The sequence below is a fragment of the Leifsonia sp. CL147 genome, assembly GCF_900114565.1.
In the GTDB taxonomy this organism is placed as follows: Bacteria; Actinomycetota; Actinomycetes; order Actinomycetales; family Microbacteriaceae; genus Leifsonia.
In genome coordinates this window covers 64,829-86,633 of sequence record NZ_FOTM01000005.1, presented here as the reverse complement: position 1 = coordinate 86,633, position 21,805 = coordinate 64,829, and the positions used below count along the sequence as shown (strand labels likewise).

The 21,805-nt window shown below is 68.9% G+C and carries 20 protein-coding genes and 1 tRNA gene; 10 read left to right on the top strand and 11 right to left on the bottom strand.

The features are described 5' to 3' along the window. The first annotated feature begins 415 nt into the window (after nt 1-415). The 3 genes from BM287_RS06380 to BM287_RS06370 all read left to right on the top strand — a co-directional run bounded on the left by BM287_RS06380 (nt 416) and on the right by BM287_RS06370 (nt 4,574). A complete protein-coding gene (locus BM287_RS06380; RefSeq protein WP_090037084.1) occupies nt 416-1,660 on the top strand; it encodes an MATE family efflux transporter in 1,245 nt (414 codons plus the stop codon). A gap of 109 nt (nt 1,661-1,769) precedes the next feature. Further along, nucleotides 1,770-3,995: a glycosyltransferase gene (locus BM287_RS06375; RefSeq protein ID WP_090037082.1), complete on the top strand. Its 2,226-nt coding sequence runs from the start codon at nt 1,770-1,772 to the stop codon at nt 3,993-3,995. Between the two features lie 33 nt (nt 3,996-4,028). Then, nucleotides 4,029-4,574: a hypothetical protein gene (locus BM287_RS06370; RefSeq protein ID WP_090037080.1), complete on the top strand. Its 546-nt coding sequence runs from the start codon at nt 4,029-4,031 to the stop codon at nt 4,572-4,574. A 108-nt stretch (nt 4,575-4,682) separates the two neighbouring features. Here the strand turns inward: BM287_RS06370 and BM287_RS06365 are convergent, their stop codons facing one another. Together BM287_RS06365 and BM287_RS06360 are read right to left on the bottom strand one after the other, a co-directional pair. Beyond that, nucleotides 4,683-5,045 (bottom strand): hypothetical protein, encoded by a 363-nt coding sequence (locus BM287_RS06365; protein ID WP_090037078.1) that lies wholly within the window; start codon nt 5,043-5,045, stop codon nt 4,683-4,685. A gap of 64 nt (nt 5,046-5,109) precedes the next feature. Then, nucleotides 5,110-5,589, bottom strand: coding sequence for an NUDIX hydrolase (locus tag BM287_RS06360; protein WP_090037076.1), 480 nt, complete (start codon nt 5,587-5,589; stop codon nt 5,110-5,112). A gap of 76 nt (nt 5,590-5,665) precedes the next feature. On the opposite strand from BM287_RS06360, the gene BM287_RS06355 reads away from it, so the two are divergent. Continuing rightward, nucleotides 5,666-6,124, top strand: coding sequence for an NUDIX domain-containing protein (locus tag BM287_RS06355; RefSeq protein ID WP_090037074.1), 459 nt, complete (start codon nt 5,666-5,668; stop codon nt 6,122-6,124). 47 nt (nt 6,125-6,171) lie between these two features. On the opposite strand, the gene BM287_RS06350 is transcribed toward BM287_RS06355, so the two are convergent. Beyond that, nucleotides 6,172-6,531 carry a hypothetical protein gene (locus BM287_RS06350; RefSeq protein ID WP_090037072.1) on the bottom strand — a complete coding sequence of 120 codons (360 nt, stop codon included), beginning with the start codon at nt 6,529-6,531 and terminating at the stop codon, nt 6,172-6,174. A gap of 111 nt (nt 6,532-6,642) precedes the next feature. Here BM287_RS06350 and BM287_RS06345 point away from each other — a divergent pair, with 111 nt between their 5' ends. Further along, a complete protein-coding gene (locus tag BM287_RS06345; protein ID WP_090037070.1) occupies nt 6,643-8,358 on the top strand; it encodes a bifunctional 3'-5' exonuclease/DNA polymerase in 1,716 nt (571 codons plus the stop codon). Between the two features lie 67 nt (nt 8,359-8,425). Then, nucleotides 8,426-9,286, top strand: a complete 861-nt coding sequence (locus tag BM287_RS06340; protein ID WP_090037068.1) for a DUF1684 domain-containing protein — start codon at nt 8,426-8,428, stop codon at nt 9,284-9,286. A 230-nt stretch (nt 9,287-9,516) separates the two neighbouring features. Here BM287_RS06340 and BM287_RS06335 read toward each other — a convergent pair whose 3' ends face one another. Further along, nucleotides 9,517-10,116, bottom strand: a complete 600-nt coding sequence (locus tag BM287_RS06335) for a PadR family transcriptional regulator (RefSeq protein ID WP_090037066.1) — start codon at nt 10,114-10,116, stop codon at nt 9,517-9,519. Nucleotides 10,117-10,300: 184 nt separating this feature from the next. Between BM287_RS06335 and BM287_RS06330 the strand changes: the two genes are divergently transcribed. Beyond that, complete coding sequence (locus BM287_RS06330) at nt 10,301-10,804, top strand: DUF3145 domain-containing protein (protein ID WP_090037064.1); 504 nt, start codon at nt 10,301-10,303, stop codon at nt 10,802-10,804. A 131-nt stretch (nt 10,805-10,935) separates the two neighbouring features. Here the strand turns inward: BM287_RS06330 and BM287_RS06325 are convergent, their stop codons facing one another. The 6 genes from BM287_RS06325 to aceE form a co-directional block, all read right to left on the bottom strand. After that, a complete protein-coding gene (locus tag BM287_RS06325; RefSeq protein ID WP_090037063.1) occupies nt 10,936-12,174 on the bottom strand; it encodes a beta-ketoacyl-[acyl-carrier-protein] synthase family protein in 1,239 nt (412 codons plus the stop codon). 108 nt (nt 12,175-12,282) lie between these two features. Beyond that, nucleotides 12,283-12,534, bottom strand: coding sequence for an acyl carrier protein (locus BM287_RS06320; RefSeq protein WP_018190963.1), 252 nt, complete (start codon nt 12,532-12,534; stop codon nt 12,283-12,285). A 59-nt stretch (nt 12,535-12,593) separates the two neighbouring features. Next, a complete protein-coding gene (locus BM287_RS06315) occupies nt 12,594-13,598 on the bottom strand; it encodes a beta-ketoacyl-ACP synthase III (protein WP_090037061.1) in 1,005 nt (334 codons plus the stop codon). Nucleotides 13,599-13,620: 22 nt separating this feature from the next. Further along, nucleotides 13,621-14,541, bottom strand: a complete 921-nt coding sequence (locus BM287_RS06310) for an ACP S-malonyltransferase (RefSeq protein WP_090037059.1) — start codon at nt 14,539-14,541, stop codon at nt 13,621-13,623. An 85-nt stretch (nt 14,542-14,626) separates the two neighbouring features. Beyond that, nucleotides 14,627-15,841 (bottom strand): PucR family transcriptional regulator, encoded by a 1,215-nt coding sequence (locus BM287_RS06305; protein ID WP_090037057.1) that lies wholly within the window; start codon nt 15,839-15,841, stop codon nt 14,627-14,629. Between the two features lie 8 nt (nt 15,842-15,849). Continuing rightward, entirely contained in the window at nt 15,850-18,576 is a 2,727-nt protein-coding gene (gene aceE / locus BM287_RS06300; RefSeq protein ID WP_090037055.1) for a pyruvate dehydrogenase (acetyl-transferring), homodimeric type, read from the bottom strand. Nucleotides 18,577-18,775: 199 nt separating this feature from the next. Here aceE and BM287_RS06295 point away from each other — a divergent pair, with 199 nt between their 5' ends. Both BM287_RS06295 and BM287_RS06290 read left to right on the top strand, forming a co-directional pair. Next, nucleotides 18,776-19,246, top strand: coding sequence for a peroxiredoxin (locus tag BM287_RS06295; protein WP_090037053.1), 471 nt, complete (start codon nt 18,776-18,778; stop codon nt 19,244-19,246). Nucleotides 19,247-19,375: 129 nt separating this feature from the next. Then, a tRNA-Val gene (locus BM287_RS06290) sits at nt 19,376-19,448 on the top strand. Nucleotides 19,449-19,739: 291 nt separating this feature from the next. On the opposite strand, the gene BM287_RS06285 is transcribed toward BM287_RS06290, so the two are convergent. Next, entirely contained in the window at nt 19,740-20,333 is a 594-nt protein-coding gene (locus tag BM287_RS06285) for a TetR/AcrR family transcriptional regulator (protein WP_090037052.1), read from the bottom strand. A gap of 98 nt (nt 20,334-20,431) precedes the next feature. On the opposite strand from BM287_RS06285, the gene BM287_RS06280 reads away from it, so the two are divergent. Beyond that, on the top strand, nt 20,432-21,760 hold the full coding sequence (locus tag BM287_RS06280; RefSeq protein ID WP_090037050.1) for an MFS transporter: 1,329 nt from the start codon (nt 20,432-20,434) through the stop codon (nt 21,758-21,760). The last annotated feature ends 45 nt before the right edge of the window (nt 21,761-21,805 follow it).

Here is a 21,805-nt window from a genome sequence, read left to right as displayed (position 1 = left end):
TTGCCGTGGAGCCCATCGGCAGTACAACCAAGCGTGGGCGGATAATTCACGGAAGGTATCCTCGCCTCATACTTGCGAGGGAAGGCCGAACTCGCTTGGAAGCAAGGCGATCGGGGCACCGTAGTGAGTAGCTACCGCGAGATATTGAACACCTTGCACACCGTCAGTTTGCTTCCATCGGAGATGAAGAAGCTCGAAATCGCCCAACGACGCACCAGTACGCACACCTCGTCGCCCAGATAGCGATCGAGTAGGCCCGACATAGAGATAGAGGGGTCCCAGCACGCTGTTTGCGCCGCCGGCGAGACGGCGTGTTGGGGCCAGTAGTTGTGGGCGCGGGTTCAAGTCCCGTCCATCGTACGTAGGAGCGCCCAGCCAAATCGAAGGCAGTTCCTTGCGCTGGTAGAGTCCTCGGGTGAATGACTCCCGGCGCGCGATCGCGGGCGGTATTCTGCTCGTCGGTGCGGCCACCATGCTGGCGAACGGCGCGTCGTACCTCCTTTCGATGTTCGCCGCGCGCTGGATGAACGTGCCCCAGTACGGTGCGCTCGGCGCTCTGCTGAGCATCTCGATCATCGGCGGTACGCTCGCACTCGGCGTGCAGGCGGTCGCCGCCCGCCGGATCGCAGCGAGCGGCACGGGCGCTGAGGAGGAGCGCGCCGCGATCGTCGGCCTCGGCGTGCGGCTCACTGCTGTGATCGCGGTCGGCGGACTCGTCGTCTCGTGGCCGCTGGCGGTCCTGCTCGATGTCCCTCTCGCCGCCGTGGTCCTCACCTTCCTGGCCGTCGCCGCCTCTGTGACGGGATTCGGTGCGCTGGGGCTTGTCCAGGGCGATGAACGTCACCGGCATTACGGCTTCGCCTACGCGGCGATCGGCTGCCTCCGGGCAGCGGGCGGCGTGGTGGCGCTTGCCATCCGGCCCGAGGTGACGTCCGCCTGCCTGGGGATCCTTGCCGGAAGCGCAGCGGGAACGGTGGTGGCGATCCTCATCGCCGGTCCCTCCCGCCCCGGTCGGCGGCTCACCGCGCAGTTGGGTCGGGAGTTCGCTGCGACCACGGGATCCCTCGTGGCCCTCTACGCCCTCTCGAACACCGACCTGCTCCTCGCCCGCATCTTTCTCGACGGGGAGGCGTCAGGAGAATACGCGCTCGGATCGCTGGTCGCCAAGATCGCCTTCTTCCTCCCGTACGCGGTGATCACGGTGTTCTTCCCGAAGATGTCGGCAGGCACCTTACGGCACGCGTTCGAGCTCGCGGTCGGCGCGTCGGCCGCAATCGGTGCGGTCGCGACGATCGGTACCGCCGTTCTGGGAGGCCCGCTCGTGTGGTTGATCGGCGGTGACAAATACGCTGGATTCGCCGCGCTCGCCTGGCTGTTCGCTCTCGAGGGCAGTCTGTTCGCGATCCTCCAGGTGATCCTCTACGCCGGCTTCTCCTCGCGCGGACGGTCCCTCGGCATCCTGACGGCGTGCGCGCTCGTCGTGCAAGTCGTCGTGGTCTCGTTCTGGGTGCACCAGTCGGTCGCGGCGATCGTGGCCTGCACCTGCGTCATCGCAGCAACTCTGGTCGTGATCGGCATCGTGGTGGAGCTCCGACGGACGCGCCGCGCGGACGCTTCGGCGGCACGCCCTGGACTCGTCGGGTCGTCGCCGCGTGAATGAACCGGCGGCGGGCGGCGCTGATAGACTCCCGCGAGAGCGCACGGCGCTACTGTCGACCGCCCGAAACCGCCCGTTCGGCCACGACCATCACGAGGATCACGCAACACGCATGTCCGACCGCATTCGCTCCGCCGCGGCGAACCGCTTGTGGCCTCGGTCCACCAGCATTTTCCTCATCCTTGTCGGGGTCGTGCTCAGCGTCCTCTCGTTCGTCGTCGTCATCAACATGCCGGCCCTGCCCTGGCATTCGGCACGGGCCCACGAGCTGCAGGCGACGTACGACGCCTTCCGGCAGACCGGCACGTTGTTGATCAAAGCGGTGAACTCGGGTTCGAAGTACACGCAGGTGGCAGGCCCCGGCCCGTGGGTGTCCGCGGCCTGGGACGACGACCCCGGCGCGTACATCATCGCCAGTCTCATGGGTGTCGTCACGCATTCCGGCTCGCCCTATCCGGGTCTCGGCCTTGCGGAAGCCCTCCTTGTCGCCCTTCCGCTCCTCTGGCTGCCCACTGCGGTTGCGCGAATCTTCAAGCGCGCGCGTGCCGGGTATGCGGTGGTGCTGCTCCCGCCCCTGATGTGGCTCCTGAACAACGGCACGATCCTCGCGGGCACCGAATACGGTCTCTCGGACTCTGTGAGCACGACCCGTGTCTATGCGCTCTACGGGATCGCCGCCTCCATCGCCTTCCTTTCGCTGTCCCTGATCGTGCTGTTCTGCACGTTCCGCCTGCGGATCGGTGCGCTGATCGCGGTGAGCTGCGGCATCATCGTGCTCGCCGCCGTCGGCGACCTGGCCCGGTCTCTCTCCGGGATGGGCATCGCGGCCGCGGTCGGGGTGCTGTGGTGGCTTCACACCCACAAGAAATGGCGTTGGCTGGTAGGGATTGGCGCTGCGTTGACCGCGATAACCCTGACTTTCGGCCTGCAGAACGTCACCATGTCCGGGCTCAACGCCGCGCGCAGCGCCACCACAGGTCAGAGCATGGCGGCACTGCCGGCGTCGCACGGCACGTGGCACCCGCTTTACCTGGGTCTGGCATATCCGCAGCCGATCACCGGGCAGCGGTCGCCCTTCGGCATCGAGTGGTCCGACGAGTTCGCCTGGGACAAGGCCTGGGCGATCGATCCGAAGGTGGTCATCGCTAGCGACCAGTACGACTTGATCATCAAGAAGCTCTACCTCGATGAGGTGAGCGCGCATCCCCTCACCGCTGCAAAGCTGTACTTCGAGAAGTTCCTCTACGTGGTGAAGCACTTCGGCGCCATGCTGGCCTTCATTCTCGTCGGGCTCGTGCTGGCGCTCATGCGGCGGGCTCCGCAGCGAAGGCATCTCGGCGCGGCACTCGCTGTCACGGTCCCGACCATCCTGCTCGGTCTCATCCCGCCGGTGCTCGTGATGCCGTTCCTGTACTACTACTCGGAGCTCACTGCCAGCTTGAGCATCCTCGTCGCCATCGCGCTCGGAGGGCTTGTGTGGTCCCTGACCTCCATGCCCGCACACGTGCGGGCATCCGAGCGAAGCCGGCTGAGTACTCGTGCGCTTCCGTCAGCGCCGCGGACAGAGTCTTCGGTAGGGCTGAGCGTGATCGTGCCGACGCGGAATGGGTCCGCCGTGCTCGGCGACACCCTCACGACGCTGGCCGGGGTGCTCACCGCCGAGGACGAGATCATCGTCGCCGAGAACGGGTCCACGGACGATACGTGGGAGCTGCTGGAAGCCGCGAAGGACAGCTGGACGGCACCCGCGGCGCTCGTGCTGTGCCGGTCCGAGCCGGGGCTGGGTGAGGCGCTCCGCACCGGAGTGCTGAGCAGCAGGGGACGACGCGTGCTGCTGACGGCCGACGATCTGCCGTTCGGGTTGTCCGACCTCGAACAGTTCGAGCGCCTTCCGGCGAATGTGACGGTCGCGATCGGCTCGAAGGCCCATCCGGATTCACGCGTCCGCCGTTCCTGGCGCCGCGCGGTGCAGTCGCGTATCTTCCGATTCCTGAGAGAAGCACTGCTGCAGTCGAAGGTGGGCGACAGCCAGGGCACGATCTGGGCTGACGGTGACTGGTGTCGTTCCCTCGCGATGGTCTCCCGCGAGTCGGGGTTGATGTGGACGACCGAGTTGGTCCTGGCCGCTGAGCAGCAGGGAATCCGGGTCGTCGAGGTTCCCGTCGTGCTGAGCGAAGGTCACGAATCCGGGTCCAGCCGGTTCCGCTTCGGGGATGCCTGGCGCTCTGTCGTCGGGTTCACCCGGCTCGCTGTCTACAAGGACGACTACAGCGACGAGCACTGGGTCGTCCCCCTGCACACGGGCCCCGTCCGTCAGCGCGATGGTTCAATCCCCTAGCGATTCCGGGCGTCAGGGGTACCGTGAGGCGGCATGAACACAACCGGATGGATTGTTCTCATCGTCGTGGTGGTCGTGATCGTCGTGGTCGTGATCCTCGCCCTCACGGTGGGCCGCAACCGCAAGCGTGAAGCGGACCGCCACCGCGCGGAGGAGATGCGGCAGACGGCCGCTCAATCCGAGCTCGAGGCGCGCGAACGCGAAGCGAAGGCCGCACGTGCCGCCGCGGACGCCAAGCAGGCCGAAGTGGATGCGGAGCGACTGCGACGCGAGGCGGGGGATCGCGAGTCCGCCGCCGCTGCCGCGCGATCCGAGTCGGAGGAGGCGCGGCGCAAGGCCGACGACGTCGACCCGGATGTCCGGACCGACCGGCACGGCAATCGGATCGACGACGGTCCGCGCGATGGGACTGCGGCAACGCCGGGAACCACGGCTACGCCGGGCGGGACGACGGCGGCCGGGACCACGGCGGCCGGGACGACGGCGCCGGACGCGACCACGACCCCCGACGGCGCGCCACGACACGCGGCCGGGCATGATGCGCCGCGCTTCGACGACGGCACCGGCCCGCGCCCCTGACACCGGGCGCCGAGTCCGGCGCCGACGAGCCAAGCACCGACGAGCCAAGCGCCGACGATCCAAGCCCCTCAGCTGCCGGCGCGGACGCCGATCCCGTCCGCGCCGGCGTCAGCCCTCGCCCAGCGCGTGCAGCAGCTGGGCCTTGTTCATCCGTGAATAGCCTTGAATGCCGCGGTCCTTCGCTCGGTCGCGCAGTTCCCGGAACGTGGGGATGCCCGTGCTCGACGCGGGCGCATCCACCTGGTCCATCGGCTGCTTCGCCGACACGCGGGCATCCGCTGCGGTCTTCTTGGCCCTCTGAACGGCCTTCTTCGCGTCCTTCGCCGCTCGCTGCAGCCGGTCCGCCAGGTCCTTCGCCTCTCGGCGGGTCTTCTTGTCGAGCTTCTTGACGGCCTTCTCGGCTTCGCCGACCGCGACTCGCGCCGAGTCCAGCGCCTTCTCCGCCGCCTTCTCGGCTTTGCTCTTCGCCACAGTCCCTCCTTCGGGTTCCACCCCCCGGTGAGGCCAACCATACGGCGCTGGACCGCTGTGCGCGCTAGTGGGTTTCCGTGTTCTCCGCGAGGTGTGCGACCAGCGCGTCCGCAATGGGCCGCTGTGCCTTCGTCAGCTTCGTGCGGGCCTCATCCACGGTGAACCAGCGGGCGTCGTCGATCTCGGGAAACTGCTGCATCCGCCCCGATCGCGGGGGCCACTCCAGCTCGAAGGTGTTGCTCTGCACCGCATCCGGCTCGAACTCGGTCTCGGCGGCGAAGACGACGATGGTCTTCCCTGATCCGCGGAACTCGCCGAGCGGCACGTAGTCCGCATCCGGGGCGTCGGTGCCGATCTCCTCGGCGAACTCCCGCTGCGCGGCGACCAGCTCGTCGCCGAGGTCGTCCGACTCCACGAGTCCCTTCGGCAACGACCAGGCGCCCTCGTCCTTCCGCGCCCAGAACGGGCCGCCCATGTGGGCGATCCACACCTCGACCTCGGCACGGCGGCGGTACAGGAGCAGGGCGGCGCTGCGGACGGGCATGGCCCCAGACTGCCACCTCACGACGCCGGGCGTCACCTCCGCACAGGAGCCCTCGATCGGCGACTAACGTGGAGCTGTGGACTCGGGAGATGCGTGGGTGGAAGGGCCGGACGGCCAGCGGTTCTGGGGCCGGTTCGGCGCGGCCGGGCTGCTCGTCCACGACCTGCGCCGCGGCGTCCTGCTGCAGCATCGCGCCGACTGGAGCCATTTCGGGGGGACGTGGGGACTGCCGGGCGGCGCCCGCCATGCCGACGAGACCGCCGTGCAGGGCGCTCTGCGGGAGGCGGCGGAGGAGGCGGCCGTCCCGCCCGAGGACGTGCGGGTGCTGTTCGAGAGCGTGCTCGATCTCGGCTTCTGGTCGTACACCACCGTGGTGGCGCAGGCCATCCGTCCCTTCGAGCCGCACATGGCGGACGTCGAGAGCATCGAGCTGCGCTGGGTCGCCGTTCCGGAGGTCACCGGACTCCCGCTGCACCCCGGCTTCGCCGCCTCGTGGCCGCAACTCAGGGCGCGCCTCACGGCCCTCTCCGACTGACCCACGCCCCCGCCATCGAGTACACGAAGACTTGCGCTTTTGGGCGCCTAAACGTGCAGTCTTTGCGTACTCGATAGTGGGACGGGCGGCCGGAGGAGCGCAGTGGGGACGTCGTCGTAGCCGCCGGGGAGGCCCGTGTAGGGGGCGGCGCCGGGATACGCAGCGGCGCCGGGGTAGGCGGGAGCGCCGGGGTAGCCGGGATCTCCCCGGTACCGCCAGCTGCTCTCTGCGAAGAGCCGGTCGCCGCGGATGGTTCCCAGGTACTCGCCGTCCGGGGTGACGACGTCGTCGTCGCCCCAGGGGAGCCAGCCGATCCAGTCGCCCTCGGGATTGAACACATCCCGGGCTCCGGGGTCGGTGCGGAACGCGATCCACGCGCCCCGACTGTCGTGCAGGTATACAGTCATCGTCGATCATGCCTTTCGGGTCGGCATCGTCGTTGATCGCATTGTCGAGCACCGGGATGCGCTGCGCAAGCATCCAATTCGGGTGTCAGCGGCAGCACTGACAATAGGAGGGTGCACATCCTGCTCGAGCGGCCCGACCGCGGTGTCGTTCGGGCGACCTGGCTCGATCCGAGCCGCTTCGCCGAGGCGGATGCCGAACCTCCCGCCGAGCGCTCAGCGGACATCGACCTCGACGACCTGCCCGCATTCGTGGAGGCCCAGGAGGCCGGCGATGAGCGCCCGCGCTGGGTGTGGGACGACACGAGCGCGTGGTATCCCGCATTCCTGGCCGCCGGCGTGCGGGTCGAGCGCTGCGTCGACCTGCGGCTGTGCCACGTCATCCTCCGCAACTCCACTCTGACGGCCCGCACCCGGCTGGCGACCGCCGAGCCGGGCCCCTGGGATGTGGCCCTCCAGCCGGAGCTGGAGCAATCGCCCACCGCTCACACCGCTCTCTTCGACCTCGAGCAGCCCGCGGACGCGCTGGCCGCCGGACGCCCATCCGCTCGCACGGAACTCCTCGCCCAGGAGGAGGCGATCGCGGCGAGCGCCGATCCCGGACGCCTGCGCCTCCTGCTCGCCGCGGAATCCGCCGGCGCACTCATCGCCGCAGAGCTCCAGCACGCCGGGCTGCCGTACCGCGCGGACCGCCACGACGAGCTCCTCACCGAGCTTCTCGGCCCGCGCCCCGCATATGGCAGGCCCGCGGTGCTCGAGGCGCTCACGCGCGAGCTCCGCGAACACCTGGATGCACCCGACCTGAACCCGGACAGCCCGCCCGAGGTCCTCAAGGCCCTGCAGCGTGCGGGCGTGATGGCGGTCTCCACCCGGTCCTGGGAGCTCCGGAAGCTCGAGCATCCCGTCATCGAGCCCCTGCTGCGCTACAAGAAGCTGTCGCGCCTGCTCACGGCGAATGGATGGGCGTGGCTCGACGCCTGGATCCGGGACGGCCGCTTCCGCCCGGACTACATCCCCGGCGGTGTGGTGACCGGTCGGTGGGCCACGCGCGGAGGCGGCGCGTTGCAGCTGCCGAAGCAGGTCCGGAGCGCCGTCGTGGCCGACCCGGGCTGGAAGCTCGTCGTGGCGGATGCGGCTCAACTGGAGCCGCGCATCCTCACGGCGCTCTCCGGCGACGAGGCCATGGCCGCAGCGGGCCGCGGGAAGGACCTCTACGAGGGCATCGTGGCGTCCGGAGCCGTCGACGAGCGCGCGCACGCCAAGGTGGCGATGCTCGGCGCGATGTACGGCGCGACGACGGGGGAGAGCGGCCGCCTGATGCCGCGGCTCACCCGCGCCTTCCCGGCCGCCATCCGGCTGGTGGAGGACGCCGCCCGCGCCGGCGAGCGCGGCGAGAAGGTCACCTCCCGGCTGGGGCGGAGCTCGCCGCTTCCGGGACCGGCCTGGGACGCGGCGCAGGCGGCGGCATCCGGCCCCGACTCGACGGAGGCGGACGAGCGCCGCGCGCGCAGCCAGGCCCGCGACTGGGGCCGGTTCACGCGCAACTTCGTCGTGCAGGCGAGCGCCGCCGAATGGGCGCTCTGCTGGATGGCCGAGCTGCGCAACCGGCTCACGGCCCTGGTGCCGGGGGCGGTGCTGACGGACGCGCCGCATCTCGTGTACTTTCTGCACGACGAGGTCATCGTCCACACCCCCGAGCAGTACGCGGAGGAGGTGGTGGCCGCCGTTCACGCCGCCGCCGGGAAGGCCGGCCGGCTGCTCTTCGGAGGGTTTCCGGTCGAGTTCCCGGTGACCGCGGCTGTCGTGGACAGCTATGCCGACGCCAAATGAGGTCCCGGGCGGAATGCCCGAGTGTCGGAGTTGGTTGTGACGGGGTACCTGACCGAGGATGGAGACCATGACCGACACCGCCACCGCACGCGAACACGCCGACCGCACCGACCCGGATGCCGTGCTCGCGCGCTATCGCGCCCGCCGCGAACAGGCGGTCACCGCGCCTCAGGGCAACCTCGCTCTCGTCAACACGCAGTGGATCACCGGCGACCCGGAGTCCGAGCAGCCGGTGTGGGGTGTGCCGGGCCTGTGGTCGCCGCTGCCGAAGGGACAGTCCGGCCTCAAGGTCACCGCGCAGGCGACCGACAACATCTTCGTGGACGAGGTGCTCGTCGACGGCTCCGCGATCGTTCGCGGCAAGAACGATCCGAACCCGGGCGCCATCCGGTTCAGCGACACGGTGACGGGCTTCGTCATCGCCAGTGAGGACGGCGACTACGCGCTGCGGGTGTGGGATGCGAACTCCGACGCCATCCAGGAGTTCGGCTCCATCGACGCGTTCCCGTTCAACCCCGAGTGGATCATCACGGCGGCCTTCAGCCCGATCGAGGGCGGGAAGACGGTCGGCTTCGAGCACCTCAAGGACGACGGCGCGACGCGCGACATGGTCATCCCCGGCGAGATCACGTTCACCAAGGACGGGGTCGACTACAACCTCGCCGCGTTCAAGGCGGGCCGCGCGCTCCAGCTGGTGTTCTCGGACAGCACCAACGGGGACAGCACGTACTCGGTGGGCCGGTTCCTCTTCGTCGTGCCCAACGACGACGGAACCGTGACCCTCGACTTCAACCTCGCGGTGCTGCCGCCGTGCGCGTTCAGCTACAACTTCAACTGCCCGCTGCCTCCGGCGCAGAACCGCTTCTCGGTGCCGATCGAGGCGGGCGAGAAGAACGTCCTCGACAAGCAGGGCGAGCTCCTCCACTGACCCGGCACATTCGTGACGAATGGTCACTCTGAGCGCCGGAAAGCAGTGATTCGTGACGAATGGTCACGCTGAGCGCCGGAAAGCCGTGATTCGTGACGAATGGTCACTCTGAGCGCCGGAAAGCCGTGATTCGTCACGAATGTCGATTTGGAGTCGCCAGTGGGCAATCGGCGATTCGTGACGAATGGTCACTCTGAGCGCCGGAAAGCGGCGATTCGTGACGAATCGCGTCAGTCCCGAGGGGCGGGAGCAGGGGCGGGATCGGCGGCAGACTCAGCGGCGGGCTTCCGGCCGCGGCGCGGGCGCTCGGGGGAGCGCGGCTTCACCAGGGCCGTCGGATGGGCGCGGAGCATCGCGGCGACCTCGTCCAGCCATTCGATGGCGGCCTTCGCACCCAACTCCGCAGCACGGTTCGCGGCGAGGAGGGCCCGGGAGTCCGCTTCGTGCCTCAGGTAGCGGATCTTCTCCTCGAACGCCGCGCGGTAGTCGTCCACGATCGCGAGGGCCTTGCGACCATCGAGGGAGGCGGCGATGAGCACCTGGTCCTGCATCTCGTCCCAGTCGGGCCGGCTGTCCACGGGACCGTGACTCAGCCACGCGGCCGCCGCATCCCGTCCGGCCGGCGTCAGCTCGTACAGCGGGAGGCCGTCGTCCGTCGCCCCGGCGGAGGCGACGAGGCCCTGGTCGATCATCCGATCGAGCGTCGAGTAGACCTGCCCCGGGTTGAGCTGTCGCCGGTGCGCCGCCCGGCAGAGGAACTCGCTCTGCAGCTGCGAGCCGTAGGCCCCGCCCTGGGTGAGGAGCGCAAGGAATCCGTTCTGCACCGACATACTCGGTATGCTATTCCGTCCTGCCGTTCGCAGGGCGAGCGAATCGCCGAATCACAATCTTGTAACTCCCCGCGGTTCTCGGGCATAATCGTGGCAAGCGCGTGAGCGCATCCAATTTCATACGCCGCAGTACTCATCCGTTCCTGGTCGTAGGGGAAGACGCACCAACGAACGGAGGAGAACCATGTCGGCACACGCAGCTCGAGGAGCGCTCTACGTGCACTCCTCGCCGAGCGCGCTCTGCCCCCACATCGAGTGGGCTGCAGGTCGCGCTCTCGGACGAGCCGTGAACTTCACCTGGGAGGCACAGCCGGTGCTGAAGGGCTCGCAGCGCACCGAGTTCTTCTGGGATGGCCCCCCGGGCACTGGCGCGCGCCTCGCGTCCGCACTGCGCGGCTGGGAGCACCTGCGCTACGAGGTCACCGAGGACGCCGGCCACGGCACCGACGGCGGCCGGTGGATGCACACTCCCGACCTCGGGATCTTCTTCGCCCAGGTGGACACGGCGGGCAACATGGTCGTGCCGGAGGACCGCATCCGCTACGCCATGGAGATCGCCGGAGGCAACGCGCTGGAGCTGCACCGCGAGCTGCGGCTCGCGCTCGGGCAGGCCTGGGACGACGAGCTGGAGCCGTTCCGCCACGCCCACGACGACACCTCGGTCATCTGGCTGCACAACGTCGGCTGACGCCCGCACCCGACTCCCGCGACGGGCCCGGCTGGGCCGCCCGCACGCGGTGACACGCAGAAGGCCCCGGTCATACGACCGGGGCCTTCTGCTACGGCACGGCTCTTGCCGCCGCCGAGGACTGCTGCGCCTCAGTAGCTGCGGAACGCGGCGACCGCATTGTGGCCGCCGAAACCGAAGGAGTTGCTGATGACGAGCTGCGGTTCATCGCCGAGCGGCTGGGGCTCGCCGACCACCTGCAGCGGGATGGCCGGATCCATCTCGGTGATGTTGATCGTGGGCGGAGCGACGCGGTCGCGGATCGCGAGGATGCTGAACACCGCCTCCAGAGCTCCGGTGCCGCCCAGCAGGTGACCGGTGGACGCCTTGGTCGCCGAGACCGGGATCGTGTGCACCCGCTCGCCGAACACCTCGCGCAGGGCGACGTACTCCGACGGGTCGCCGACCGGCGTGCTCGTCGCGTGCGCGTTGATGTGGGTGACATCGTCGGGGGAGGCGCCCGCCCGGTCGAGGGCGAGGTGGACGGCGCGGCTGGCTCCGCGTCCCTCGGGGTCGTTCGCCGTGATGTGGTACGAGTCGGCGGTGACGCCGCCGCCGGCGAGCTCGGCGTAGATGCGGGCGCCGCGCGCGAGTGCGTGCTCCTCGGTTTCGAGCACGAGACTGGCCGCGCCTTCGCCCATGACGAACCCGTCGCGGTCGACACTGTAGGGTCGGGAGGCCGTCTCGGGTGCGTCGTTGCGACGCGAGAGCGCCTGCATCGACGAGAACGATGCGACGGTGATGGGGTGGATGGCCGACTCCGTGCCGCCCGCGATCACGACGTCGGCGAGGCCGGCCTGCAGGTGCTGGTAGGCGTTCACGAGCGACTCGGTGCTCGACGCGCAGGCGGAGGCGACCGTGCGCGCGAACGCGCGGGCCTCGAAGTGCATCGACACGGCGGCGGAGGCCGCGTTCGGCATGAGCATCGGAACGGTCATGGGGAGCACGCGCCGTGGGCCGCGCTCGCGCAGGGTGTCCCACGCATCCAGCAGAGTCCACACGCCGCCGATGCCGGTGGCGTAGTCGACTCCGAGACGCTCGGAGGGAACATCCGGCCGCCCCGCGTCCTCCCACGCCTCCATGGCGGAGATCAGCGCGAACTGGCTGGACGGGTCCAGCCGCTTCGCGACGGGCCGCTCGAGGACCTCCTCCGGGCGCACCTTGGCCTCGGCGGCGAAGGTGACCGGCAGTTCGTACTTGGCGACCCATTCGTGCTCGAGGGTCCGGGTGCCGGAGACTCCGGCGAGCAGCGCGGTCCAGCTCTCGGGGGCGGTGCCGCCGAGGGGCGACGAAGCGCCCATGCCGGTGACGACGATCTTCTTGGGTCTCATACGACATCTCTCCGTGAAGGGGACGAACACGCTCTCGCTGGAGCGCAACACGCGGGCGGCGACTTCAGACGTGCGCCGCCCGCGCGGAAGTTTCTCGGCTCGGGGGCCTTACGCGTTCTGTGCCTTGACGATGAACTCCACCGCGTCGCCGACCGTCTTGAGGTTCTTGACCTCTTCGTCGGGGATCTTGACGTCGAACTTGTCCTCGGCGTTGACCACGATGGTCATCATCGAGATCGAGTCGATGTCGAGGTCGTCGGTGAACGACTTGTCCAGCTCAACCGTGTCGGTCGCGATGCCGGTCTCGTCGTTGATGAGCTCGGCCAGGCCGGCAAGAACTTCTTCGGTGGACAATGCCATGGTTTTTCTCTCCTTGAGGGGTGTGGCCGTGAGGGGTGTCGTTTTGACCGTGGAACAGTCTAGGGCAGCACGACAACTTGGGCGCCGAACACCAGACCGGCGCCGAAGCCGATCTGCAGCGCCAGTCCGCCGCTGAGCTCCGGGCGTTCCTGGAGCAGGCGGTGGGTCGCGAGGGGGATGGAGGCGGCGGAGGTGTTCCCCGTCGTCTCGATGTCGCGGGCGATCGCCACGGTCTCCGGCAGCTTCAGCTGCTTGGCGAACTCGTCGACGATCCGCATGTTGGCCTGGTGCGGGATGAACGCCGCGAGCTGGTCGGGGGAGACGCCCGCCTCATCCAGAGCCTGCTTGGCGACCTTGGCCATCTCCCACACCGCCCAGCGGAAGACGGTCTGACCCTCCTGGCGGAGGGTCGGCCACGGCTTTCCCGCGTCGCGGTATTCGATCAGCGTGTTGTCCATCCCGACCGCGTCCGCCTTGGAGCCGTCGGATCCCCACACCGTCTTGGCGATGCCGGGGTAGTCGCTCGGGCCGACCACGACCGCGCCGGCGCCGTCGCCGAGCAGGAACGAGATCGTGCGGTCGGTCGGATCGACGACGTCCGAGAGCTTCTCGGCGCCGACGACGAGGGCGTAGTGGGCGGCGCCCGAACGGATCAGCGCGTCGGCCTGTGCGATGCCGTAGGCGTAGCCGGCACAGGCGGCGTTCATGTCGTAGGCGGCGGCCGGGTTGGCGCCGACCCGGTCGGCGACGACGGCAGCCATGGAGGGCGTCTGCTGCACGTTGGAGATCGTGGCGATGATGACCAGGTCGATGAGCTTCGGGTCGACGCCGGACTTCTGGATCGCCTCGCGTGAGGCGTCGGTGGCGAGATCCACGGCGAGGATGTCGCTGCTCGCCCGCGTGCGCGTGACGATGCCCGTGCGCTGGCGGATCCACTCGTCGGAGGAGTTGATCGGGCCGACGAGGTCGTCGTTCGGGACGACGAGGTCCCCGCGCGCCGCTCCGATCGAGAGGATGCGCGTGTACTGCGGGCCGTGCGACTGCTGCAGGGTGGGGTGTGTCATCGTCGGGAGTGCTCCTTGCAGCTCAGGCGGCCTGGTCGATGAGGTCGAAGGCGGCGGGCAGGTCGTCGGGGGTCTTGATGGCGACGGTGGGGACGCCCTTCAGCCCGCGCTTGGCGAGGCCGACGAGCGCGCCGGCCGGCGCGAGCTCGATGAGACCGGTGACGCCGGCCTCCTCGAAGGCCTTCATGTCCAGGTCCCAGCGCACCGGCGAGGAGACCTGGCCGACCAGCAGGCGCAGGAACTCGGCGCCGTCGCTGACCTCGGAGCCGTCCTTGTTCGTCCAGAGCCGAAGCGTCGGGTCGTTCGTCGGGAGGGTGGCCGCGAACTCGTCCAGGACCGGCACGGCGGACGCCATATACCGCGTATGGAAGGCGCCGGCGACCTGCAGCGGGATGACGCGCGCCCGAGCCGGCGGGTTCTCGGCCAGCTGCGCGAGCGCATCCACCGCCCCTGCGACCACGATCTGGCCGGCGCCGTTGAAGTTGGCGGGGGAGAGGCCGAGCTCGTCGAGGCGTGCGAGCAGCTCGGTCTCGTCCGCGCCGATCACGGCGCTCATGCCGGTCTGCGCCTCGGCCGCGGCGCGGGCCATGGCCACGCCCCGCTCGCGCACGAAGGCGACGGCATCCGTGGCGCTGAGGACTCCGGCCCCTGCCGCGGCGGTGAGTTCGCCGACCGAGTGGCCGGCGATGCCGCCGATCCGGTCGCGACGCCCGTCCGCGAGCAGCGCCGACAGTGTCAGCAGGCCTGCGGAGACGATCAGCGGCTGGGCCACTGCGGTGTCCCGGATGGTGTCGGCGTCGCTCACCGTGCCGTGGGCGACCAGGTCGATGCCGACCGCCTCCGAGATGCCGCTGAGCTGATCGCGGAACGAGGACTCGGAGAGCCAGGGGCCGAGGAAGCCGGGGGTCTGGGATCCCTGGCCCGGGCACACGATGACGATCACGGTTTCCAGTCTGCCAATCTTCCGCAACGCGGATGTGTCGATTCGGTACGAAGTCTTTCGGGAATGCTGTGCGGTTGTCTACAACTCAGCCGCCGCGGCGTTGCGAATCGGGTTCGTTGATGGAGCCGACGATGAGAGCGGCCTGCAGGATGAGCGCTTCGCGCGCGCCGGTCGCATCCCAGCCGATCACCTCGGAGACGCGTTTCAAGCGGTACCGGACGGTGTTGGGGTGCACGAACAGCTCCCGCGCGGTGGCCTCCAGCGAGCGGCCGTTGTCGAGGTAGCACCACAGCGTGGTGAGCAGCTCGGCCGAGTAGGCCTGCAGCGGTCGGTAGATGCGGCTGATCAGCGTGGCCCGCGCGAGGCCGTCGCCCGCGAGCGCGCGCTCGGGGAGCAGGTCGTCGGCGTGCACCGGACGCGGGCAGTTGCGCCACGCCTTCGCCACCGCGAACCCGGCGAGGGCGGCCTTCGCGCTCTTGGACGCATCCACCAGGCTCGGCACTTCGTGGCCGAGCACCAGGTGACCGGGGCCGAAGCCGGGTTCCAGCTGCTGCGCGATCTCGAGGAACGGGACGAGCGGCGCCGTCCCGATCGCATCCTCCGGCGCGCTGGTGCTGGGCCAGGCGCGGCCGATCACCAGCACCAGACGGCTGCCCTGCACGCCGATCAGCACATCGGCCGACATGTGCCGTGCGATGCGGCGCAGCTGGTCGACGTCGAGCATCTTCGGGGCGGTGCCGACGAGGACGCTCACCTCGCCGTGGCCGTGCCAGCCGAGCGCGGCGATGCGGCTGGGCAGCTCGTCGTCGTACTCGCCGGTGAGGATGCTGTCGACGACCAGCGCCTCCAGCCTCGCGTCCCAGAGGCCCCTGGCCTCGGCGGCGCGGGCGTAGACGTCCGCCGCGGCGAAGGCGATCTCACGCGAATAGAGGAGGATCGCCTCGCGGAGATCCTCCCCGCCCGCGGACTTCACGCGCTCTTCGACGACCTCGACGGTGATCTTGATGAGCTGGAGGGTCTGCTGCAGGCTGACGCTGCGCAGCAGCTCCCGCGGGGCGGCACCGAACACATCGGCGGCGATCCAGGGCGTCGAGCGCGGGTCGTCGTACCACGAGATGAACGACGAGATGCCCGCCTGCGCCACCAGGCCGACGGCGCTGCGCCGGCCCGGTGGCATGTCGCGGTACCACGGGAGGGTGTCTTCGAGCCTCTTGAGCGTGGTCGTGGCCAGCTCACCCGAGATCTTGCGCAGCCACGCGAGCGTCTCGGGCTTCGTCCTCTCCACCGGTCGGGCGGGCACGGCGGGCGTTAGGACTCGCCGCCCGCGCTGCCCGTGGTCCCCGCATTGACATCGTGCAGCAGGTACTTCTCGATCGCCCAGGCCGGCGCGTTCGGGTCCACTTGACCCCGGTCTGCGAGCAGCTCGAGGGTGCGGACGACGAGCGACGGGCCGTCGATCTTGAAGAACCGGCGCGCCGCCGGGCGGGTGTCCGAGAAGCCGAAGCCGTCGGCGCCGAGCGTGGCGTACTCACCCGGGACGAACTGCCGGATCTGGTCCGGCACGGCGTGCTCGTAGTCGGTGACGGCGACGAACGGCCCGTCCGCATCCTGCAGCTTGCGCGTCAGGTACGGGACCTGCTTCTCCTGCTGCGGGTAGAGGAAGTTGTGCTCCTGCGCCTTCAGCCCGTCGCGACGCAGCTCGCCCCACGACGTGACGCTCCAGACGTCGGCGGACACGCCCCAGTCCTGCGCGAGCAGATGCTGCGCCTCGAGGGCCCACGGAACGGCGACGCCGGACGCGAGCAGCTGGGCCTTCGGGCCGGCCACGTCCGAGCTGCTCACCCGGTGGATGCCGTGGACGATGCCGTCCACATCCACCTGCTCCGGCTCGGCGGGCTGGACCATCGGCTCGTTGTACACGGTGAGGTAGTACATGACGTTCGGGTCGGGATGCGTCCCGCCGTACATCCGATCGAGGCCGGCGCGGACGATGTGCCCGATCTCGTAGCCGTACGCGGGATCGTACGAGACGACCGCCGGGTTGGTCGAGGCGAGGAGCGGCGAGTGGCCGTCCGCGTGCTGGAGGCCCTCACCGGTCAGCGTCGTGCGTCCGGCCGTCGCTCCGATGAGGAAGCCGCGCGCCATCTGGTCGCCCGCGGCCCACAGGGCGTCGCCGGTGCGCTGGAAGCCGAACATCGAGTAGAAGACGTAGACCGGGATGAGCGGTTCGCCCTGCGTCGAGTACGAGGTGCCCACGTTGGTGAAGGCGGCGACCGCGCCCGCCTCGTTGATGCCCACGTGGATGATCTGGCCCTGCGGGCTCTCCTTGTAGGCCAGGAGCAGCTCGCGGTCGACCGAGGTGTAGTGCTGGCCGTTCGGGTTGTAGATCTTCGCGTTCGGGAAGAACGCATCCATACCGAAGGTGCGGGCCTCGTCCGGGATGATCGGGACGATGCGGTGTCCGAAGTCCTTCGAGCGCAGCAGGTCCTTCAGCAGGCGGACGAACGCCATGGTGGTGGCGACCTCCTGGGTGCCCGAGCCTTTCTTCGAGATCGCGTACGCGGAGTCCTCCGGGAGGTTGAGCTCCGTGTACTTGGTACGGCGCTCTGGCACGTAGCCGCCGAGGTCTCGGCGGCGCTCGTGCAGGTAGCGGATCGTCTCGTCCTCGGCGCCCGGGTTGTAGTACGGCGGGAGGTACGGGTTCTCCTCGAGCGTCGCATCCGAGACCGGGATGCGCATGGCGTCGCGGAACGCCTTGAGGTTGTCCAGCGTCATCTTCTTCATCTGGTGGGTCGCGTTGCGGCCCTCGAACGACGGCCCGAGACCGTAGCCCTTGATGGTCTTGGCGATGATGACGGTCGGCTGGCCGGTGTGCTCGACGGCGGCCTTGAAGGCGGCATACACCTTGCGGTAATCGTGGCCGCCGCGCTTGAGGTTCCAGACCTGGTCGTCGGTGAAGTCCTTCACGAGCTCCAGGGCACGCGGGTCGCGTCCGAAGAAGTTCTCGCGGACGTAGGCGCCGCTCTCGGTCTTGTAGGTCTGGTAGTCGCCGTCCGGCGTCTGGTTCATGACGTTCACCAGGGCGCCCTCGGTGTCGCGGGCGAGCAGGTCGTCCCACTCCCGGCCCCAGATCACCTTGATGACGTTCCAGCCGGCTCCGCGGAAGAAGCTCTCGAGCTCCTGGATGATCTTGCCGTTGCCGCGCACCGGCCCGTCGAGGCGCTGGAGGTTCGCGTTGATGACGAAGGTGAGGTTGTCGAGCTTCTCGTTGGCCGCCACCTGCAGCTGGCCGCGCGACTCGACCTCATCCATCTCGCCGTCGCCGAGGAACGCCCAGACGTGCTGGTCGGAGGCGTCCTTGATGCCGCGGTTGGTGAGGTACTTGTTGAGCTGGGCCTGGTAGATGGCGTTGATCGGGCCGAGGCCCATCGACACCGTCGGGAACTGCCAGAAGTCCGGCATGAGCCGCGGGTGCGGGTAGCTGGAGAGCCCGCCGCCGGCGTGCGACTTCTCCTGCCGGAAGCCGTCGAGCTGGTCCGCGCTCAGGCGGCCCTCGAGGAAGGCGCGGGCGTAGACGCCGGGGGAGGCGTGGCCCTGGAAGAAGATCTGGTCGCCGCCGCCCGGGTGGTCCTGGCCGCGGAAGAAGTGGTTGAAGCCGACCTCGAACAGCGTCGCGCTGGAGGCGTAGCTGGAGAGGTGGCCGCCGACGGCGATGCCGGGACGCTGGGAACGGTGCACCATGACGGCGGCGTTCCACCGGATCCAGGCGCGGTAGCGGCGCTCGATCTCCTCATCGCCCGGGAAGTCGGGCTCGTTCTCCGGGGAGATCGTGTTGATGTAGTCCGTCGTCGGGACCATCGGGACGCCGACGTGCAGTTCTTTGGAGCGCTTGAGCAGGCTGAGCATGATCTCGCGAGCACGCTCATGGCCATGGGCCGCAACCAGTTGGTCGAGGGATTCCCGCCATTCGGCGGTCTCCTCCGGGTCCGAATCGATGTTATTCATCGAGTACGGGTCCTGGTCGTTTACAGTCACCCTCGACCTCTTTCTTGTGTCGGATGGATCGTGGACTGGCCGGAGCGCTGTCGGGTCTCGACAAGCGCGGGCACCATCGTCCAGCCTAGCCGCACTCCACGGCCGTTGCTGACGTCGCTTGGCATGCCGGCGGTGCGGGTCTAGGCTGTGTGCTCGTGCCTGCGTCGAGCCACGCCGCGCCGGCGTGAAAGGACGAACCATGGCCCTCGAGAACGACACTCAGGCTCCCGATTTCGAGCTGCTCAACCAGTACGGCGAGACCGTGCGGCTGAGCGACTTCCGCGGCCGCAAAGCGGTCGCGCTGGTCTTCTTCCCGCTCGCCTTCTCGGGCACCTGCACCGGCGAGCTGTGTGCGCTGCGGGACAACCTGGCGCTGTTCGAGGACCACCGCGTCGAACTGCTGGGGATCTCCGTCGACTCCAAGTACTCGCTGCGGGCCTGGGCGGAGCAGGAGGGCTACACGTTCTCCTTGCTGGCCGATTTCTGGCCGCATGGCGAGATCGCGAAGGAGTACGGCGTGTTCCTCCCCGAGAAGGGCTTCGCCAACCGGGCCACCTTCCTCATCGACGAGCGCGGCATCATCCGCTCCTCCTTCATCACGGCGCCGGGTGAGGCCCGCTCCATCGAGGCGTACCGCGCGGCCCTGGACCGCCTGCCCGCCCACGTCTGACCCGCCCGGCCGGCGGAAACGGAGGAGCTTCGTCGCTCTCGCCGGCGCTTCCTCCTCCGCTTCCCGCCCGCGGCGGCGCGCCGCGCCGGATCCCCTCCGATTCCGACCGGCTAAGCTAGTGCGCATCCCGGGCCTTTAGCTCAGCTGGTAGAGCGCCACGTTTACACCGTGGATGTCGTCGGTTCGATCCCGGCAGGGCCCACCCCTCAGCTCGCGCACATTCGTGACGAATGTTGCGTTGGGGCGTGCGTAGGCGCACATTCGTGACGAATGTTGCCTTGGGGCGCGGGTAGGCGCACATTCGTGACGAATGTTGCGTTAGGGCGCGGGTAGCCGCACATTCGTGACGAATGTTGCGTTAGGGCGTGCGTAGCCGCACATTCGTGACGAATGTCGCGCAGGCCCGCGGGTAGGCGCACATTCGTGACGAATGTCGCGCAGGCCCGCGGGTAGGCGCACATTCGTGACGAATGTCGCCACCCCAACGCGGGCGTCAGGCTTCGCGGGCGAGCAGGTCGAAGAGGGAGGCGACGGTCGCCGGCATGTCGACGCTCGGGTCCTGCATCCACTGCAGCTGGAGGCCGTCGGCCAGGGCCTGCACGATGCGCGCGAGCGTCTCGGCGGGCACGCGGCCGGTGATGCGTCCCTCCTGCTGCTGACGCTCGAGGGCGTCGGCGAAGGTGCGGCGGAGGGAGTCCGTCCGCTCCACGAAGTAGGCGTGGGCGGGGTGCTCCGGGTCGCCGGCCTCGACGGCGAGCCGGGAGAACAGCTGCACCAGGCCGGGGACCTCGGCATTGTGGCGCACGACATCCACGAAGCCGTCGCGGATGCGCTCCAGGGGGGCGTCGTCGTCCATCGCACCGAACCGGCGCGAGTCCACCTCGTCGCGCTTGCGGAGGATCGCCGTGAACAGCTCGTCCTTGCTGTCGAAGTAGTGCAGCAGGCCCGCCTGGCTGAGTCCGACCGCCTCGGCGAGTTCCTTCACGGACGCGCCGCGGTATCCCTCGCGCGCGATCACTTCCAGCGCGGCCTCCAGGATCTCGTCCCGCTTCGCCACGCCCTTCGCATAGGACCCTCGTCGTGCCATGCCCCGAGGATAAACCGAACGCCGCTTGATTTCTGAAAACCGAATGACGTAAGGTTTTGCCACTGTCCACGGTGGATGGTGAGAGGAACCCTTCGACAATGACGTCAGACACCTCCGTGCCCACGGGCGATCCGATGACCGGACCCGACGACCCGATCGACGCGATCACGACGAACACCTTCGTCGGCACCGCCTCGGGCAGCGACGATCCGCCCGCGCCACCGAAGGGCCTCCGGCGCCTGATGGGATGGATCATCCCGGCGAACATCGGCATCTACCTGATCTGGGGAGCGGTGCCCGGCATCCTCCTGCCGCAGCAGATCACGCTGCTCTTCGGCCAGCGCGACCATGTCGTCAATTTGACGATCGTCGCAACGATCGGGGCGTTCTCGGCCATGGTCGCGCAGCCGATCGCCGGTCAGCTCTCGGACCGGACGCGATCGAGGTTCGGGCGCCGGGCTCCCTGGATCCTCATCGGCTCGCTGGTAGGCGGACTGTCGCTCGTCGGCCTCGCGTTCGCGAACTCCCTGGTCGGGCTGATCATCGCCTGGACTCTGGTGCAGATCTCGTACAACTTCGCGCAGGGACCACTCACCGCGGTGATGCCCGACCGCGTCCCGCTCAAGCGCCGCGGCACCTTCGCCGCCCTCATGGGGATCGGCCTGATGGTGGGCGCCCTGGGCGGCACCATCGTCGGGTCGCGGTTCTTCGACAACGTCGCTGCCGGCTACATCTTCTTCGCCGTGTTCGCCGTGATCGTCCTGAGCCTGTTCCTGCTCACCAACCCGGATCACTCCAGTGCGAGGATCGAGCGCGACCCCTTCACCTTCGTCCAGTTCCTCAAGACCTTCTGGGTCAATCCCGTCCGCTACCCGGACTTCTTCTGGGCGTTCACCGGCCGGCTGCTGCTCTACACCGGCTACTTCGCGGTCACGGGATTCCAGCTCTACCTGCTGACCGACTACTTCCACGTCGCGCATCCCGAGCAGGTGATCCCGATCCTGGGCCTGCTCAGCCTGGTCGGCATCCTCGTCTCCACGATCGTCTCGGGACCGTTGTCCGACCGCTTCGGCCGCCGCAAGCCGTTCGTGTTCGCGTCCGCGGCCGTGGTCGGACTCGCGTTCCTCCTGCCGTGGATGTGGCACGACCTGACGGCCTGGGTCGTGATGACGATCGTCTCCGGGTTCGGATTCGGGATGTTCCAGGCCGTCGACACCGCGCTCATGAGTCAGGTGCTGCCGTCGGCGAAGTCGTTCGCCAAGGACCTCGGCATCGTCAACATCGCCGCGACCCTCCCGCAGACCCTCGCTCCGGGAGTCGCCGGCGCCATCGTCCTCAGCTTCGGATACGCGGGGCTCTTCCCCATCGGGATCGTCCTGGGCATCCTGGGGGCATTGGCCGTGTGGCCCATCAAGGCGACGCGCTGAACCGACCATCCATCCACCACATCGTCGAATGACAGTAAGGAAACA